This window comes from Caryophanon tenue (assembly GCF_001700315.1).
In the GTDB taxonomy this organism is placed as follows: Bacteria; Bacillota; Bacilli; order Bacillales_A; family Planococcaceae; genus Caryophanon; species Caryophanon tenue.
Genome location: NZ_MASJ01000023.1, coordinates 54,777 through 70,105 on the forward strand (window position 1 = coordinate 54,777; position 15,329 = coordinate 70,105).

Below are 15,329 nucleotides of genomic sequence, written 5' to 3' on the forward strand. Positions count from 1 at the left end.
TTCGCGCAAATTCCCAACGAAATATAGGAAGAGCATTTTTAGCGAGCTACACTATGCCGAAAACACATTTGTTTTTTCAGTCTATTCCGTGTACAGTTACATGCATATACATAATAGAAAGAAGGGTTTTTTACGCTTATACTTTTATTTTTTGTCGGACTTGTCGCGAATGTTATCGGGACACTTGCTGGTGGTGGCGGCTTAATTTCGTTACCGACGATGCTGCTGCTTGGCATGCCGGTTCATGCGTCCATTGGAGCCAACAAAGTAGCCAACACCGTTTCGACGTTTTCAAGCTTTTTACGGCTATTTCGTTCGCGTGAGCTATCCATACAAGAAATTTGGCCGATTTTAGTCATTTGTGGACTAGGTGGCACAGCAGGTGGTTTAGCTGCGTCATCATTTGATGGAGAAACGTTAACCTTTCTAGCTCTTTGCTTATTGATTTTTGCATTCTTCTTATCTTTTTTAGGCAAAACAGATTTTGGAAATGTTGAGAAGCTCCCATTTTCAAAACGTACGTCCTCGTTATTATTTGGTATCGGGGTGTATGACGGCTTGTTCGGCCCAGGAAGCGGTACATTAATGCTGTATGTGATGGCGGCGAAGAAGCTCCAATATTTTAAAGCGGTATTATATGGACGCGTTGCGATTTTTGCGACATGCTTTGGCGCAGCGATGATTTATATTATCACAGGCCAAATTTTATGGAAAGAAACGATTGCGCTCATGATTGGTTCGATTATTGGGGCGCATGTAGGCTTACATATTGCACGTAAAGTAAACGCAAACGTTGCGAAAATTTTACTGCGCTGTATTACGGTTATTTTAATTGGACAGCTCGCATTAGAATTATATTTGCACTAATAAAAAAGCTATGTGGCGCGTTTTAGCGCGTGCATAGCTTTTCTAATCGCCAAAGGTAACACATTTGGATTTAGCAATAGGATTCTTTTCGCCACATCACGAATGTATCACTATAGAAATAATTTCTAGGAGGATACGTGCATGTCTATTTTTGACGCTCATTTTCATATTATTGATTTCGATTTTCCGGTCATTGGAAACGATGGTTATATACCACCGAGCTATGTTGTCGCTGACTATCAACAAGAGGCACAAGCACTCGACATTCGAGGGGGCGCACTTGTATCCGGGTCATTTCAAGGCTTTGACCAAACGTATTTATGCCATGCCCTTGCACAGCTTGGTCCGCAGTTTTGTGGGGTGACGCAATTGCCCGCAAGTACGTCTGATGAGGACATTTTAGCGCTACATGAAAGCGGTGTGAGAGCATTGCGTTTTAATATTAAACGTGGTGGGTCCGCCGATATAACACAATTAGATTATTTCGCGCGGCGTGTGCATGCGTTAGTTGGCTGGCATAGTGAGCTGTACATTGATGCGCAGTTGTTGCCGGACATTATGACGACCGTGATCAATTTACCAGCTGTGTCGATTGACCACTTAGGCTTATCGCAACAAGGGCTTACGCATGTGCTTAAGCTTGTTGATAAAGGCGTTCGTGTAAAAGCAACAGGCTTTGGACGTGTGGACCTAGATGTGCCACAAGCATTACGCTCAATTTATGACGTTCGTCCAGACGCGTTATTATTCGGGACAGATTTACCATCAACACGTGCGAAGCGTCCATTCCAGCAAAACGATATAATGCTTATTCATGAAATGTTTGATGAAGCGGCAGCGCATAAAATTTTATATGCCAATGCGCAAGCTTGGTACTTCAGAAAAGTAGAATGAGCGACAAAGAGATTAAGATAGACGTAGAATTCGAATGAACCGGTAAAAGCAGAAAAGAAATTGAGACAAAAAGAAATATCCTTCAGCAACGACAACTGCTGAAGGATATTTTTTTGCTTTTGGTGCTACACCACATAGCGGATGCGTTTCGTAGGCATGGCTTGAGGCAAACACGATGTTTGTCACATCTGCCTTGCCACACGACGTGGCGCTTTTGGCAGATGTTCCTCTTTTAAAAGCGCATGCTCCTGCGGTACCTCGTCGTAGAAAAACATTGCTATTCCTGCTGCTTCGCAATGCTTAATGTTGTAAATACGCATTTTTATGACGCTATCCCCTTTATTATTGTCTCAAAAAATTTGTTAGTTCCACACTAAAACAATTCAAATATTAATAATCAAGTATTAACTTTCATGTCATCCCATGATTGCTCTAAATAGCTAGTTGCCCAATTTAGAGTGTAGTGTCGTTCGAAGACAATGTTATAATTAAACATTAAAGGAATCGTCCTCCCTTTAACACTTGAATCTTTAATTGCCCAATGTAACCTATATATATAATCTAAATAATCCAAGATCTCTTCTTTTTTTCGGACGTTACTTTTGGCTATTAATGCACCTTGAGATGAGCTTAAAATATTCATAAAAACGTAATCTGCATCACATTCTATTATTTCATTTTCTATATGTGGAACTAGTCCTAGTGTCCACATTAAAATCCAGGCAGCCTCTACATTCCATGAAAACAAATTACTTTCTTCCAACGAGGGATTAGGATTTAAAATAAAACGTTTCTCTGATTGCGTAAAAAAACGATTTGCATTAAAGTTTCGAATAAATTTCTCGACTTTGTCATTAGGAGCGTCTAACGCTTTAGCCGTAACGATAGTTAATGCTATTAACCTTTCAACGAGCTCTTCTTTACTTTTAATAGATACATTTTCTTCTAATGGAGGAAGATAAGAATTAGTTTTTATACCTAGATTTTTCAACTTTTTTCCGAGAGCGTTTTTCTATTTTCATGAGACTGTTTCACAATAATCATCCTAACTATAAGTTATATAAATATTATCAATTAATTAGAACATAATTATGAAAAACTTTCTATATTATGTCGAATTTTTTGGTAGAATAAGGTATTATAAATACAAATATGGATACTAAAGGAGAATCACCTAATGTTTTCTACAGAAAATTATATAGCATCCCTACAGAATAACTTACATAAATCAACACCTATTTTAACAAAGAAATTAAAAGAGATTGTTTCCTATACATTTGATGAAACAGTAGAATTAGTAGATTTTTCTGCATTTACAGACCCTACAAGATTTGAACTATCCATTATGATGTTTTCAATGGATACAGATGCAAATGAAGTATTTGGTGAAAATATTACACCTCACAGCTTTGCTGGAAGTATTGATGTTCTTACAAGCACTCCATATTATTATTTACTGGATAATCAGCAAGAAAGTTTTTGGGATTTCTATGAACAAAACGATGAAGAGTTAGCTAACAAAGAGCAACAGGTTTTTACTGAATGGTTTGCGGATTGTTGGATGAAAGCAGGAGGAAAACATTTTATCCTACCTGTTTATTTTGGTTTCCACGATGAAACATCTTCTTATGATTTACAGACGGCAAAGTTTGTAGATGATGAAGAAAGATGGGCTTAAATGTTACTATACATCTACATACAATAAAGTTACCAAACAGTGCTTTGGAGATGTTAAAATTAAACTAACAAAATCTTGAATACTATAAGGGGAAATTAAACAATGAAAGATTTTTGCTGTGAGTATATGGATTATCATGCAAACTTCAAGTGTGATATTCATGAAAATCCTTATGATTGTCCTGATAAAATCATCATATTTGATGAAAAATCTAATGAATACGGAATAATAATTCATGATGGTGGTTCTTCACAAATAGAAATTAATTTTTGTCCATGGTGTGGAGCAAAATTCTAATATGTCAAAAGCTTTAGTGAAACAAGCCCAAAAAGGTGAATAACATAATTAAAGAAAGGTAGATGCTATTTTGATTAAAAAATATAGAAAATATCTTGCCTATCCTTGTATTTTTTTCATACTTATTACTATTGGTGAATTATATTATGAGCATAAAATTCAGTGGGAGAAAAATCTCTTTATCTTTATTGGTTCAATCATTGTAATTTACTTATTTGCATTTTTGTATGAATGGGCTAAAAAACCTTATTCTTACAAAAAAGAATAGTGACTTATTTGTATTAAAGCTTTTGGATTATACAAATCTATACAAAAAACGTTCCCAAACAGCGCTTTAGGAATGGTTATAAGCAAAGAAGACCGACTTTACAAGGTCAGTCTTCTTTGTTACTTGTGTTAGAAGAATTCAATTATCCATAGAATATTACTTGCTCTTCGCTTCTAAATACTAAAGCAGCAAAAATGATTCCACCAATAAAACCTCCAAGATGACCTGCAAAGCTAACACCTGGAATTAATAAAGTCATTGTAAATCCAATAGCTATAAATAGAAAAATGAATTTCCTATCACTTTGATCAAATTTATTTTTATATTTTAAAAATAGAAAAATATATATGCCTAGTAACCCATAACCAAAGCCTGAAGAGCCAGCTATATAATCGACATTTGAAAAAAAGTGAATGATAACTCCTGCAAATATACTTGTAAATAAAAAAATCATGATGAATTTAATTTTCCCTAAAGTTCGTTCAAGTGGATGAGAGAGTAAAATTAAGAATACAATGTTAAGTATAAAATGTGGGTAACTCATATGATTAAAAGAATATGTAAGAAGTCTCCAAAATTGACCACTAGTAATTAACTCTTTATCGTACGCGCCTAAAAAAATTAGATTTGGTTTTGTATAGCCACCTAATATTGTGATAGCAATTGTTATAAGCATACATATTGCAATAATTGATACGGTGACAGGATATTTCTTGGTAAATGTTTTGAAATCCTCTTTAATTGTAAACAGCGTTTCTTCCCCCTTTTTCATTCTAAATATTAAATTATTTTACCTTAAATATACAATTAATCTTTTGTTTTAATTATATTCATTGAACTTCTGGGAAGATCTGTATTAATTTACATTCAAAATAACGTTCCCAAATGCTACTTCAAGTGAACTGGAGGTATTTTGCTTATACTTTCACTTACCATACTTAATTGATATATTATTAAAGAATATCAATCTATGAAATGAGTTATGAAATGAAAAAAATAATATTATTAGTTGGGTTTATTATTTTTGTTATTATTCTAGCTAAACTTGACCCGAATTTGTCCTTTACTACAACTGGTGGAATAAGTTTTGAAAATAGTACGCCTCCTGTTGTTTCTAGTAATACTGAGAAGGAGGTATTAAATTGGTTCGAAAGCTTAGATAAAAAGCCTTTAATAACAGAAAATCCGGACTATACAATGATTACTAGTACAGAGGTTCAGTTGCAGACTTATACTGCCGATGTAGAATTTTATTATGGTCAAAAATTAAGTGAGGCACTTTTGCTCGAAAATAACTTTCCAAATGAAATTATGCCCATTTTCTATACTCAAAATGAAGATAGGCTAGTTGCCGTAAAAGTCACTTATTTAGACTTAACAGATTACGGCATTACAAGTTTAGAAAAGCTAATATCAAACGGTCCTATATCAGATATAAAAAATCTCCCTGAATATGCTTCTCTAAAGGTTTTTGAGTACAATGAATATCTTATCTTTTTGAAAAACAATATTTTATATTATGTGCTGAAAACTTAAAGTATTTAATACATCTTTATACAAAATAACGTTCTCAAATGAAAGTTTGAGAATCTACTAAAAACCCACAAAAGGCTCTATAACAGCGTTTCGTGGGTTTCTTTGTGTCCCTAAGTTATACAGCTTTTTATGCAGACCCGCACAACCATTGTTATTACAAGACTTTCCTTCTATTGTAGCTATCCGCATTTGCATAACACCGTGCATATTTCTGACGGGACCTGTAGCATACATAAACTAAAATAGGCTAGTAGGGATTCGAATATGCGGAATACGTACTAGCCTATTTATTATTTATTCGTTGTTCTGCGACTTGGATCAAATTGATGACCTTTTGTGTTTTGTGTATCTTTTAAATGCTGTCCTTCATGCTTGGCAGCGTGTTCTGCGGGGATGCTTTTGTTTTCTTGCACAGTTTCCTGTGACGGCTGTTCTTTTTTCGTCATGTGTACGTATGCTCCCCTCAAGAAATTAGTTCTTGCTTATCATAGCCATTCCCCTTTTCTGAAAGAAGAAACACGAGCGAGACAAAATCCTACTTCTTTCCGTCAACATAACCTGTATGTTGGAAACTTTCTAATTTACATGACGCAATAAAAAAAGAACCAATGGATTAGTCGCATTGGTTCTTTTTTATATTATGCTTCTGTTAAAACAGTTGGTGCAGTACCAAGAAGCTCTTCAATTTGCTGTGGACGTTTATCTAACATAATATGCGCTGTTGGGACACCCGCTTCACGTAACAACTCAATATTTTGCGTTAAAAATTCATTGCTACCAACGACATAAAATAACGCATCTGTATTTTTCGCAAGCTCGCGTGCTTCTGTGTAGTACGCGTCACGGCTATCAACAAATTGTGCTGTGAAGTTTTTCTCAACATTCGTTGTGAAAACATCTGTAAATAAATAATCTTTTGATGAATCTACGTTTAATGAATGTACGCTCGGTACATCTTGTGTATTCGCTAAATACGTTAATACAACAGAACGGAATGTTGCTAAGCCGACACCTGATGATAATAAGTAAATCGGTTGTTGCTGGCGTTTTAATGGCACGTTTGAATGTGTTTTAAAGAGCGCAACTTTATCGCCAATTTGTAAGCTTTTTAGAACTGATTTAAATTCTGAACATTGTTCTTTAATACGTGTCGTAATGCCAATCGTGCCTTCAGTTGGTGTTGTAGAGATAGACATGTGGCGTACTAATGCACGGTTCGGTTTCTCACCTGCATTAAAGCCTTCTAGCGCGAAATGTGTATGTGCGCCTTCCTCCCACGTAAAACCTTCTGGGCATTCTAATAAATACGTTTTCACTTCAGATGTTTCATTAACGATTTCTTTAATAGCTGTCCAATCAATTTGCATGTTATATGCCTCCAAGACGTTCGGTATTCTCAAATGATAATCATTATCAAATAGAGTATACGTCGATTATAGCACAAACATTCAGAAAATCAATGGCATGCTTTTTTTTACGTGAATTACGAGGCTTTTCAACATAAAATTGTGCAGCACCTTGCTGCACAATTTTTAGAGGAGACGCTACTCACGTAGTTCGCACGTATCTTGAAAGTTAGCTGTTTAACAACAACCGCCAACCCCACTATGGCAAACGCCCGTTTCTGGTAAAGATAGCTCAACTTGTGTTGCCGCTTCGATATCACCAGCTAAATAAGCCGTAACAGAGCGCACTTGCTCATAGCCTGTTGCCATTAAAAATGTTGGCGCACGTCCGTAAGATTTTGCACCGACAATATAAAAGTTCGGCTCAACTTGTCGAAGCTCTCGTTCCCCGTGCGCCGCAACGGTACCACAGCTATGCTCATTCGGGTCAATAAGTGGTGCAAGTGCTGGTACTGCTTCAGTAATCGCGTCTGCTTCATAGCGAAGCTCTCGATGAAAATCAAAATTTGGTCGGCTACCTGTATTCACAATAGCATAATCCACTGCTAATGTTTCTGTTTGTGATTTCAACGTTAAACGTTGTGACGTTGCACGTACTTGCTCGATTGTAAATGCTGTTTTTACGTGAATTGTGCCATTTTCAACAAAGTACGCAATGCGTAAACCAAGCTCCCCACGCGCGGCTAGTTCATCATTTGATCCACCACCATACGCATCTTCTATTCGTGCTTTTCGTACAATCCATGTAATTGTCGTTTGCGGATAGTGCTCTTTTAATGCGACAAGCTGTAAAAGGGACTGAATCGCCGAGTGCCCGCTACCGATAACCGCCACATGTTTAGAAGCGTACAGTTGTAGCTGTTCGTCTGTTGGAATCGTATATGTCATAAACGGCGCTGCTTGTTGTTCCCCGCGTAACCATAAACCATTACTTGCCGCAGGGCTTGGGTGTCCCCACGTGCCAGTTGCATCAATAATCGCTCGTGCCTTCATGGTCTTAATGCCGACCTTCGTTTCGACAACTAACTGAAAAGCTTGCTGTGCACGGTTTTGACTTTTCATACGGTCTGTTTGTTCTTTACTAATACCGATAACTTCATGGTGCGTAAAAATTTGTTTTTCAAAAAGTGCCGCAAGCGGTTGTAAATACGCATCAATCAACTGTGCGCCAGTCGGGATATTGGTTTGTATCGGCGTCTGCCATCCCGTTGCCGTTAATAGCTGATTTGCGACATGGTCGATATTATATTGCCATGGTGAAAAAAGTGTCACATGCTGCCACGACCGAATATTGTCAGCAACATCTCCCTTTTCAACAATAAAAAACGGTATATTGCGCTGCTGTAAATGTGCCGCAGCTGCCAAGCCAATTGGACCTGCGCCAATAATAGCTACGGGGTATCCATCACAACACGATGTATTCGGTACGCAACATGTGGATTGTGTCGTAATATGAAATGTCATATAGCGTTCCTCCTCTTTTATAATTCCTCATCGACAAAGCGCTGAATTCGTGCGCCAATTGCATCGCGTACTTCTTGAAACACCTGCCATTTTTCCTCCTCTGTGCCTGTTGCTTTTGCAGGGTCAAAGAAGCCCCAATGCTCACGGCGGACATGTGATGGTGTTACGGGGCATTTATCCGCCGCATCACCGCATAATGTCACAACGAGTGTTGCCTCTTGTAGAAGCTTTGTGTCAATAATGTCCGATGTATGATGTGAAATATCAATACCGACTTCTGCCATTGCACGAATTGCATGTGGATTAACACCGTGTGCTTCAATCCCTGCTGAGTATACGTGCCAATTAGTCGGTAAAAGCTGACGTGCCCAGCCATCCGCCATTTGTGAACGGCACGAGTTGCCTGTACATAAAAAATAAAGTGTTTTGGTTGTCATAAAAAGAGCCTCTCTTCGTTAAAAAATAAGTAATGTCATATATAGGCCGATTAATGTGAAAAGTAGAATCGGTAGCGTTAATAGAATGCCGGTTTTAAAATACGTGCCCCAAGAAATATGTACACCTTTTTGCGACAGCACATATAACCATACAAGTGTTGCAAGTGAACCGATTGGCGTAATTTTCGGTCCTAAATCAGAGCCGATAATATTCGCATAAATAAGTGCTTCACGTACAACGCCCGTTGTATTCGTCTCTGCAATTGCTAAAGCATTTACCATGACGGTCGGCATATTATTCATAACCGATGATAAGAATGCCGCAATAAAGCCCATACCGATCGTTGCGATAAATAAACCTTGCGTGGCTGTCCATTCAATGATGGATGCAAGCAATTCCGTTAGTCCGGCATTGCCAAGTCCGTACACCACGACATACATCCCAATCGAGAAAAATACAATATTCCACGGTGCCCCTTGAAGAACGGTCTTTGTTTGCACCGCTGGACTACGACGTGCCAGCAATAAAAAGAATATCGCGATTGTGCCCGCAATTGCCGACACGGGAATGTGTAATGCTTCGCTAGAGAAGTAGCCAACGACTAATGCGCCAAGGACCACCCATGAAATAGAAAATAGCTTCTCATCTTTAATCGCTGTATGCGGTGCTTGTAACATTGTCGCATTAAAATGCTTCGGAATGACTTTGCGGAAATACAGCAATAGTACCGTAATCGTTGCAACGAGTGAAAATACATTCGGAATGACCATGCGTGACGCGTACTCAACAAAGCCAATATTGAAAAAGTCCGCAGACACAATGTTCACTAAGTTACTCACAACGAACGGCAAACTTGTCGTATCGGCAATAAAACCACTTGCCATAATAAACGGGAAAATCATCGCCTCTTTAAACTGTAAATGGCGCACCATCGCTAATACAATTGGCGTTAAAATAAGCGCTGCACCGTCATTGGCAAACAATGCTGCAACGATTGCACCAAGCAAGCTGACATACACAAACATCTTCATACCGTTTCCTTTAGCCGCGCGTGCCATATGAAGCGCTGCCCATTCAAATAAACCAATTTCATCTAAAATAAGTGAAATAATAATAATTGCAATAAATGACAGTGTCGCGTTCCACGTAATGTCAATGACTGTCCCGACATCTTGTAGGTCAACAACACCTACCGCAAGTGCAATCACTGCACCTGCCATAGCAGACCAACCAATATTCAATCCTTTTGGCTGCCAAATCACAAAAATAAGCGTCAGCATAAAGATGAGTGACGCGAGTATTAACATCGTCATGTTGCTTCGTTACATCCTTTGTCTGTGCGACAAGCACATGTTGCTTGCGGTGTAATTGTCGCTAAAATTTGCTGCATCAGCACTGTTTGCGTCTCGGCAATGCGGTAATGTTTCCATGTGCCGACTTTGCGTTCTTGAATAATGTCCGCTTCTTTTAGTTTACGTAAGTGCTGACTGACTGCTGGCTGTGAAATACCGAGCACATCAGTAAAATCACACACGCACACTTCGCCATTTTTTAAGCACGCTAAAATTTTTAAGCGATTTAAATCAGCAACCGCCTTTAACTGCTTCTCCATTATTGTCAGTTCCATGTTCATCCTCCATTAATATATAATTATTTACTTATATTATGCCGTAGCGTCATAAATTGCAACCTATTTTATTTAAGAAGTACCGACAATACTTCAGCACCTCGCCTTTAATAACATACACGGATAGCGTTGTGCTTTCGCAATTTGTTTAATATGAATCATTAATTGCTCGCCAATTTTTCGCCCTTGGTATGCAGGTAATACGGATACCCTATTTAACGTGGAATCATGTCCACGCCGTGCGATTGTGGCTCTTCCGATTCCGCAGAACTTTATTTGAAAGCGCGTTAAGTTATCCATTAACAGTGGGCTAAGCTCCCCTTTGTAACGACCATTTTAATCGCTTTCTCATGTAGTCGCGCTATACTAAAGAAAAAGGAGTAATTTTTATGCATATTCAACAAGCAACGATGGAACAAGCACCCCTAGCTGCTACGCTTGCCTGTGCGCTTTGGCCAGGCCATTCAGTAGACGCATTTACAACAGACATGCAACAGTTTATCCAAAGTGCGGATGCTACAATTATGCTAGCTTTTGTAGAAAAAGAAGCGGCGGGCTTTGCACAATGCCAGCTTCGATATGATTATGTCGAAGGAACGAACTCATCACCAGTCGGTTACTTAGAAGGCGTGTACGTTGCACCGGCATTTCGCACACAGCACATTGCGCGCCACCTCATTGAAGCTTGTGAAGCGTGGGCAAAGGAAAAGGGTTGCGCACAATTTGCAAGTGACTGTGAGCTAGAAAACATGGTAAGCTATGACGTGCATATGCGTCTTGGTTTCACCGAGGCGAACCGCATCATCTGCTTTACAAAGCCGTTATAACGTCGTTGCTAAGTAAAGTGCCATTGCAAAAATAAATACGGCCGAGCATTTATTTAAAAGACGCATGATTTTTTGTGGCTCACGTAATTTTTGAAGCGTCGAGCCAGCGTACAGTAAACTAAAAAACCAAACCCATGACACGCTGACACAAGCGACCGTAAATAATACGACATCACTTCCATCATATGCAAGTGCGCTCGTACCAATGACACCAACTGTATCTAAAATCGCATGTGGGTTTAAAAATGATACCGACAGCGCAAATATCATTTGTTTTTTGACGCTCATGGGACGCTCCGTTTGAAAAGCACTCGCTTCACTGCGCCAAATACTCACACTCATGTAGAGTAAAAATACAATGCCCATTATCATGAGTCCTGTACGCCACATATCCAATTGTAAAAATACATACGATAAGCCAAATATCGATGCCACGATGAGCAATGAGTCACAAATCGATGCAGTTACAACTGCGGGCAATGCTCTCGATAAGGTTGGCTGGGTGGCACCTTGTGAAAAAATAAAAATATTTTGCACACCGAGCGGTAAAATTAAGCCCAGCGCTAAAATTAAGCCATGTAAAAAGGCATCCATGTTATTCACTCCATTTCTCTTTCACTGTACAATACGCTATAGTAAAAGAAAACGACCAATTGGTTGGGTAAATATCCAACCAATTTTACGGAGGATTATGATGCACTGGCAACCAAAGCGACAAGCAGCACTCTCACTGCATACACAAATTGTGACATGGTTCACGGACAATATTCGAAGCGGTGATTTTCCGCCTGGGATGAAATGTCCACCACAGCGGGTACTTGCAGTGCAGTTTGGCGTGAATCGCAGTACCGTCCACACAGCGATGGAAGAGCTACAAGCAAACGGTCTTATCGAAAGCATTGTCGGGAAAGGTACATTTATTTGTGCAGACCCATGGCAAGCACTACTTTCGCAGCCAAAATGGCAACGTTATATTGATACAAGTATCCATAAGCCAAATATGGACACCATTCAACTCATTAATGATTATGAACAGCGCAGCGATATGATTCGGCTCGGTACAGGTGAATTAGCGACAACGCTTTTGCCAACCGCTTCACTTGAACAATCGCTCGCACATATTACACTTTCCCCGCGCGCCCTCGGCTACTCCGAACCACAAGGAAGCATAGCACTGCGTGAAGCGTTATGTGTACACCTTCAAAAGCGCGGCATCCATACAACGCCGCGCAATATATTAATTGTGTCGGGTGCATTGCAGGCACTTCAACTCATCGCGCTCGGTTTATTAGAACGCGGCTCGCTCGTCTTTCACGAAGAGGCGTCTTATTTACAATCCATTCACCCGTTTCAGTCTGCCGGCATGCAGTTGCTTGGTCGCCGGCTTACACAAATTGACAAACCATCAATGCAAGCGATGTTACAAACACGACAAGGCGTTTGCTACGTCATGCCAACCTTGCATAATCCAACAGGCTATAGCTGGAGTGAGGCGGAGAAGCAAACGTTTTATACGATGTGCCAACAGCTGTCATTGCCGATTATTGAAGATGATGTGTATGAAGCACTTCAATTCGATGGTACATCCATACGCCCGTTAAAAGCGAATGATCGAAGCGGGCATGTTTTATATATTGGCAGTATATCAAAAGCGTTAAGTGCTGGACTGCGCATTGGTTGGATTGTTGCACCAGAAGCAGTTATTCAGCGGTTAGCCGATGTCAAAATGCAGACGGACTACGGTTCTAGTGCACTTTCGCAAGCAGTCGTTACACACTGGCTCACATCAGGTTTATATGACGCATCAGTTGACACACTGCGCCAGCAATTACAGCAACGAGCACGCTATACCGAAACATTACTGCACATGTATTTGCGGGACGTGGCTTCGTGGCAATCACCAACGGGAGGCTATTATATTTGGCTTCGTTTTCATGAACCAGTTATCCAAAAATCACTTTTTTTACAATTAATTCAGCGCGGCGTCTTAATCAATCCTGGCTATATGTATCAGCCGAATGATTTTCACCATATTCGCTTATCATTTAGCTATGCGTCGGAAGCGGAATTAAAAACCGGTATTCAGCTACTCTCACAGCTTGTGAACGAAGCGCTATTATCGCCAAAAAAGAAGCGGCCCGACTAAGTCGAACCGCTTCTTTTTTAGTTACGGTTGACGTATCACATACCGTTTATATATAGGTGTTGTGCCAAGTTCTATTACAAAAATGACGATAAAAATAACACCGACCATCACCGCCATCATACGAACAAACCGCTTGTTTCGCACAAAAAACAGACAGTGACGAATGTTTCGCCGCTGTCTGTCCGTCATTTACTGCTTAGTGCAGCATAATTGAACCGCCGTCAACCATAAATGTTTGACCGGTAATATATTTTGAATCCTCTGATGCTAAAAATACAGCTACACGACCGATATCTTGCTCTGGGTCACCGAAGCGGCCCATTGGAATGCCCGCTAATACATTTTGATAATATTCTGGCTGTGCTTGTGCCCATGCTTGAACGCCTTCTGAGTTGGCAATCGGTGAAATTAAGTTCGCTGTAATGCCATCTGCGCCAAATTCATTCGCAACGACACGTGTAATACCACGAATGGCTTCTTTCGCTGCCGCATACGCTGCTTGTGTTTTATGCCCTTTTAAACCAGCGCCTGATGCGAAGTTAATAATGTTGCCTTTTGTTTCTTTTAAGTGTGGAATCGCTGCTTGCATTAAGTACCATGTTGGGTAGAAACCTGTATCCATTGATAATGCTAAATCTGCTGGCGTCGTCTCTAAAAATGAAACTTGCTTTGATGCATGTGCGTTGTTCACTAATACGTCTAAGCGACCATATTTTGCAACGATGTCATCCACGATTGATTTTAAATTCGCGTGGTCTGTTAAATCTGCTTGTACAAATGAAGATTTTGGTGAAATTTGCTGTAATTCTGCAGCAATTTTTTCACCAGCTGTTGGATTTACGTCAATCGCTACGATGATTGCACCTTCCTTTGCCATGGCACGTCCCATACCAGCGCCAATACCACCTGCACCACCTGTAATGATGACTACTTTGTCTTGTAATTTCATTTGTCAAAACCTCCTTGTGATATGCGACTATCAAAATCGCGGAACAATTTCATTTTAGCCGATAGGTTGTAGATTTGTATACTATTTGCCCCCGGTTTTCACACGAAAGATGGACAATAAATTACGGTACATCTACATTGTGCATCTTTAAATGTAGCTTCTATCGTGAAAATTGCCATTTGTGACCGTTATTGCAACGATCAACATCGTCCTCCCCTCTAACCAGCTCGATGACTTAAAAAAGCAGCACTATATTGCCTTACTCCAACAAGAAGCTATGCGCGTGAAAAAACGACTTGCGGCTTATCGTTAGCTCGTCTATATTCCATCCCTCCATGCACTATTGTCATACTTTTTCGATAAAAGCATTGACGAATTCGCGTGCACCTTTTACGCTAAGAAAAACGAAGCGGAGGTGACATCATGCCGTTACACATTGAAGATGATGCTAAACAATGGCTCCAAAAAAAGCAAAAGCCCGTGACAATTCAATTAGTCGATGTGGAAAGTTGCTGTGCGCCCTCTGTGAGCGAAGCGACAATTTCTTTTCACACACCGAAACATCAGGCACAGTTTGAACAAATTTCGATGTACGATACTGCCATTTATATTAAAAAGCCACTACTTGCCAATTATACGATTACATTAAAGCTTGCGGGTTTTGGGCCGTTTAAACTGCTCAGTACAAAACTTGCACCTGTTGCCGTTACAGAAGTATAGACACGATAAAAAAACAAACAGTCAAGCTGGTAGCATGTTTACCAACGAGGCTGTTTGTTTTTTTCTATCATGTTTCTTCGTTTGAGTTTTGGCTACCGTTTCTATACATTGACAGTACGGAGACACTAATCAAAGAAAAATGCATGAGACTACGTATTTTAAAGTAAGCATCGCTTATGAATATGAAACTAGGTGTTATTGCCGAATCACGT

At 39.6% G+C, this 15,329-nt stretch carries 19 protein-coding genes; 8 read left to right on the forward strand and 11 right to left on the reverse strand.

The genetic code is table 11. The annotated features are described in order from the left end of the window. Nucleotides 1–138 precede the first annotated feature (138 nt). Both A6M13_RS10400 and A6M13_RS10405 read left to right on the forward strand, forming a co-directional pair. Entirely contained in the window at nucleotides 139–867 is a 729-nt protein-coding gene (locus tag A6M13_RS10400) for a sulfite exporter TauE/SafE family protein (RefSeq protein ID WP_066545770.1), read from the forward strand. Nucleotides 868–1,008: 141 nt separating this feature from the next. After that, the gene (locus A6M13_RS10405) at nucleotides 1,009–1,761 is read left to right on the forward strand and encodes an amidohydrolase family protein (protein ID WP_066545773.1); all 753 of its coding nucleotides are present in this window, start codon (nucleotides 1,009–1,011) and stop codon (nucleotides 1,759–1,761) included. A 397-nt stretch (nucleotides 1,762–2,158) separates the two neighbouring features. On the opposite strand, the gene A6M13_RS10410 is transcribed toward A6M13_RS10405, so the two are convergent. Further along, entirely contained in the window at nucleotides 2,159–2,752 is a 594-nt protein-coding gene (locus A6M13_RS10410) for a DUF4272 domain-containing protein (RefSeq protein WP_066545776.1), read from the reverse strand. Between the two features lie 186 nt (nucleotides 2,753–2,938). Between A6M13_RS10410 and A6M13_RS10415 the strand changes: the two genes are divergently transcribed. Together A6M13_RS10415 and A6M13_RS10420 are read left to right on the forward strand one after the other, a co-directional pair. Then, a complete protein-coding gene (locus tag A6M13_RS10415) occupies nucleotides 2,939–3,439 on the forward strand; it encodes a hypothetical protein (protein ID WP_066545780.1) in 501 nt (166 codons plus the stop codon). Nucleotides 3,440–3,541: 102 nt separating this feature from the next. Then, a complete protein-coding gene (locus tag A6M13_RS10420) occupies nucleotides 3,542–3,736 on the forward strand; it encodes a DUF6980 family protein (protein WP_066545783.1) in 195 nt (64 codons plus the stop codon). 410 nt (nucleotides 3,737–4,146) lie between these two features. On the opposite strand, the gene A6M13_RS10430 is transcribed toward A6M13_RS10420, so the two are convergent. Beyond that, entirely contained in the window at nucleotides 4,147–4,776 is a 630-nt protein-coding gene (locus A6M13_RS10430) for a rhomboid family intramembrane serine protease (RefSeq protein ID WP_066545788.1), read from the reverse strand. A gap of 215 nt (nucleotides 4,777–4,991) precedes the next feature. Here A6M13_RS10430 and A6M13_RS10435 point away from each other — a divergent pair, with 215 nt between their 5' ends. Beyond that, a complete protein-coding gene (locus tag A6M13_RS10435) occupies nucleotides 4,992–5,540 on the forward strand; it encodes a hypothetical protein (RefSeq protein ID WP_066545798.1) in 549 nt (182 codons plus the stop codon). Nucleotides 5,541–5,830: 290 nt separating this feature from the next. Here A6M13_RS10435 and A6M13_RS16320 read toward each other — a convergent pair whose 3' ends face one another. The 7 genes from A6M13_RS16320 to A6M13_RS16735 form a co-directional block, all read right to left on the reverse strand. Beyond that, nucleotides 5,831–5,986: a hypothetical protein gene (locus A6M13_RS16320; protein WP_169817437.1), complete on the reverse strand. Its 156-nt coding sequence runs from the start codon at nucleotides 5,984–5,986 to the stop codon at nucleotides 5,831–5,833. 192 nt (nucleotides 5,987–6,178) lie between these two features. Beyond that, a complete protein-coding gene (locus A6M13_RS10440) occupies nucleotides 6,179–6,907 on the reverse strand; it encodes a ferredoxin--NADP reductase (RefSeq protein WP_066545800.1) in 729 nt (242 codons plus the stop codon). 216 nt (nucleotides 6,908–7,123) lie between these two features. Then, nucleotides 7,124–8,410 carry an NAD(P)-binding domain-containing protein gene (locus tag A6M13_RS10445; protein WP_066545802.1) on the reverse strand — a complete coding sequence of 429 codons (1,287 nt, stop codon included), beginning with the start codon at nucleotides 8,408–8,410 and terminating at the stop codon, nucleotides 7,124–7,126. Between the two features lie 17 nt (nucleotides 8,411–8,427). Then, on the reverse strand, nucleotides 8,428–8,847 hold the full coding sequence (gene arsC / locus A6M13_RS10450; protein ID WP_066545805.1) for an arsenate reductase (thioredoxin): 420 nt from the start codon (nucleotides 8,845–8,847) through the stop codon (nucleotides 8,428–8,430). Between the two features lie 18 nt (nucleotides 8,848–8,865). After that, nucleotides 8,866–10,161: an arsenic transporter gene (locus tag A6M13_RS10455; protein ID WP_066545808.1), complete on the reverse strand. Its 1,296-nt coding sequence runs from the start codon at nucleotides 10,159–10,161 to the stop codon at nucleotides 8,866–8,868. Next, entirely contained in the window at nucleotides 10,158–10,475 is a 318-nt protein-coding gene (locus tag A6M13_RS10460; protein ID WP_066545811.1) for an ArsR/SmtB family transcription factor, read from the reverse strand. Before A6M13_RS10460 ends, A6M13_RS10455 begins: the two co-directional genes overlap by 4 nt. 93 nt (nucleotides 10,476–10,568) lie before the next feature. Further along, entirely contained in the window at nucleotides 10,569–10,775 is a 207-nt protein-coding gene (locus tag A6M13_RS16735; protein ID WP_083998326.1) for a GNAT family N-acetyltransferase, read from the reverse strand. A gap of 89 nt (nucleotides 10,776–10,864) precedes the next feature. Between A6M13_RS16735 and aac(6') the strand changes: the two genes are divergently transcribed. Further along, nucleotides 10,865–11,302 carry an aminoglycoside 6'-N-acetyltransferase gene (gene aac(6') / locus A6M13_RS10465; RefSeq protein ID WP_066545814.1) on the forward strand — a complete coding sequence of 146 codons (438 nt, stop codon included), beginning with the start codon at nucleotides 10,865–10,867 and terminating at the stop codon, nucleotides 11,300–11,302. On the opposite strand, the gene A6M13_RS10470 is transcribed toward aac(6'), so the two are convergent. Next, a complete protein-coding gene (locus tag A6M13_RS10470) occupies nucleotides 11,297–11,896 on the reverse strand; it encodes a LysE/ArgO family amino acid transporter (protein WP_066545818.1) in 600 nt (199 codons plus the stop codon). The two genes, aac(6') and A6M13_RS10470, sit on opposite strands and share 6 nt — an antisense overlap. A 100-nt stretch (nucleotides 11,897–11,996) precedes the next feature. Here A6M13_RS10470 and A6M13_RS10475 point away from each other — a divergent pair, with 100 nt between their 5' ends. Next, entirely contained in the window at nucleotides 11,997–13,448 is a 1,452-nt protein-coding gene (locus tag A6M13_RS10475; protein WP_066545830.1) for an aminotransferase-like domain-containing protein, read from the forward strand. Nucleotides 13,449–13,644: 196 nt separating this feature from the next. Here A6M13_RS10475 and A6M13_RS10480 read toward each other — a convergent pair whose 3' ends face one another. After that, nucleotides 13,645–14,397, reverse strand: a complete 753-nt coding sequence (locus A6M13_RS10480; RefSeq protein WP_066545837.1) for an SDR family NAD(P)-dependent oxidoreductase — start codon at nucleotides 14,395–14,397, stop codon at nucleotides 13,645–13,647. 423 nt (nucleotides 14,398–14,820) lie between these two features. Between A6M13_RS10480 and A6M13_RS10485 the strand changes: the two genes are divergently transcribed. After that, nucleotides 14,821–15,117 (forward strand): CC/Se motif family (seleno)protein, encoded by a 297-nt coding sequence (locus tag A6M13_RS10485; RefSeq protein ID WP_066545839.1) that lies wholly within the window; start codon nucleotides 14,821–14,823, stop codon nucleotides 15,115–15,117. The last annotated feature ends 212 nt before the right edge of the window (nucleotides 15,118–15,329 follow it).

Excerpts from the sequence above, each read along its gene's own strand:
- A6M13_RS10475 (WP_066545830.1), top strand. The coding sequence starts at position 11,997 with ATGCACTGGCAACCAAAGCGACAAGCAGCACTCTCACTGCATACACAA.
- A6M13_RS10480 (WP_066545837.1), bottom strand. The coding sequence starts at position 14,397 with ATGAAATTACAAGACAAAGTAGTCATCATTACAGGTGGTGCAGGTGGT.
- A6M13_RS10435 (WP_066545798.1), top strand. The coding sequence starts at position 4,992 with ATGAAAAAAATAATATTATTAGTTGGGTTTATTATTTTTGTTATTATT.
- A6M13_RS10455 (WP_066545808.1), bottom strand. The coding sequence starts at position 10,161 with ATGACGATGTTAATACTCGCGTCACTCATCTTTATGCTGACGCTTATT.
- A6M13_RS16735 (WP_083998326.1), bottom strand. The coding sequence starts at position 10,775 with ATGGATAACTTAACGCGCTTTCAAATAAAGTTCTGCGGAATCGGAAGA.
- A6M13_RS10445 (WP_066545802.1), bottom strand. The coding sequence starts at position 8,410 with ATGACATTTCATATTACGACACAATCCACATGTTGCGTACCGAATACA.
- A6M13_RS10405 (WP_066545773.1), top strand. The coding sequence starts at position 1,009 with ATGTCTATTTTTGACGCTCATTTTCATATTATTGATTTCGATTTTCCG.
- A6M13_RS10460 (WP_066545811.1), bottom strand. The coding sequence starts at position 10,475 with ATGGAACTGACAATAATGGAGAAGCAGTTAAAGGCGGTTGCTGATTTA.
- A6M13_RS10470 (WP_066545818.1), bottom strand. The coding sequence starts at position 11,896 with ATGGATGCCTTTTTACATGGCTTAATTTTAGCGCTGGGCTTAATTTTA.
- A6M13_RS10430 (WP_066545788.1), bottom strand. The coding sequence starts at position 4,776 with ATGAAAAAGGGGGAAGAAACGCTGTTTACAATTAAAGAGGATTTCAAA.
- A6M13_RS16320 (WP_169817437.1), bottom strand. The coding sequence starts at position 5,986 with ATGACGAAAAAAGAACAGCCGTCACAGGAAACTGTGCAAGAAAACAAA.
- A6M13_RS10440 (WP_066545800.1), bottom strand. The coding sequence starts at position 6,907 with ATGCAAATTGATTGGACAGCTATTAAAGAAATCGTTAATGAAACATCT.
- A6M13_RS10485 (WP_066545839.1), top strand. The coding sequence starts at position 14,821 with ATGCCGTTACACATTGAAGATGATGCTAAACAATGGCTCCAAAAAAAG.
- A6M13_RS10415 (WP_066545780.1), top strand. The coding sequence starts at position 2,939 with ATGTTTTCTACAGAAAATTATATAGCATCCCTACAGAATAACTTACAT.
- A6M13_RS10420 (WP_066545783.1), top strand. The coding sequence starts at position 3,542 with ATGAAAGATTTTTGCTGTGAGTATATGGATTATCATGCAAACTTCAAG.
- arsC (WP_066545805.1), bottom strand. The coding sequence starts at position 8,847 with ATGACAACCAAAACACTTTATTTTTTATGTACAGGCAACTCGTGCCGT.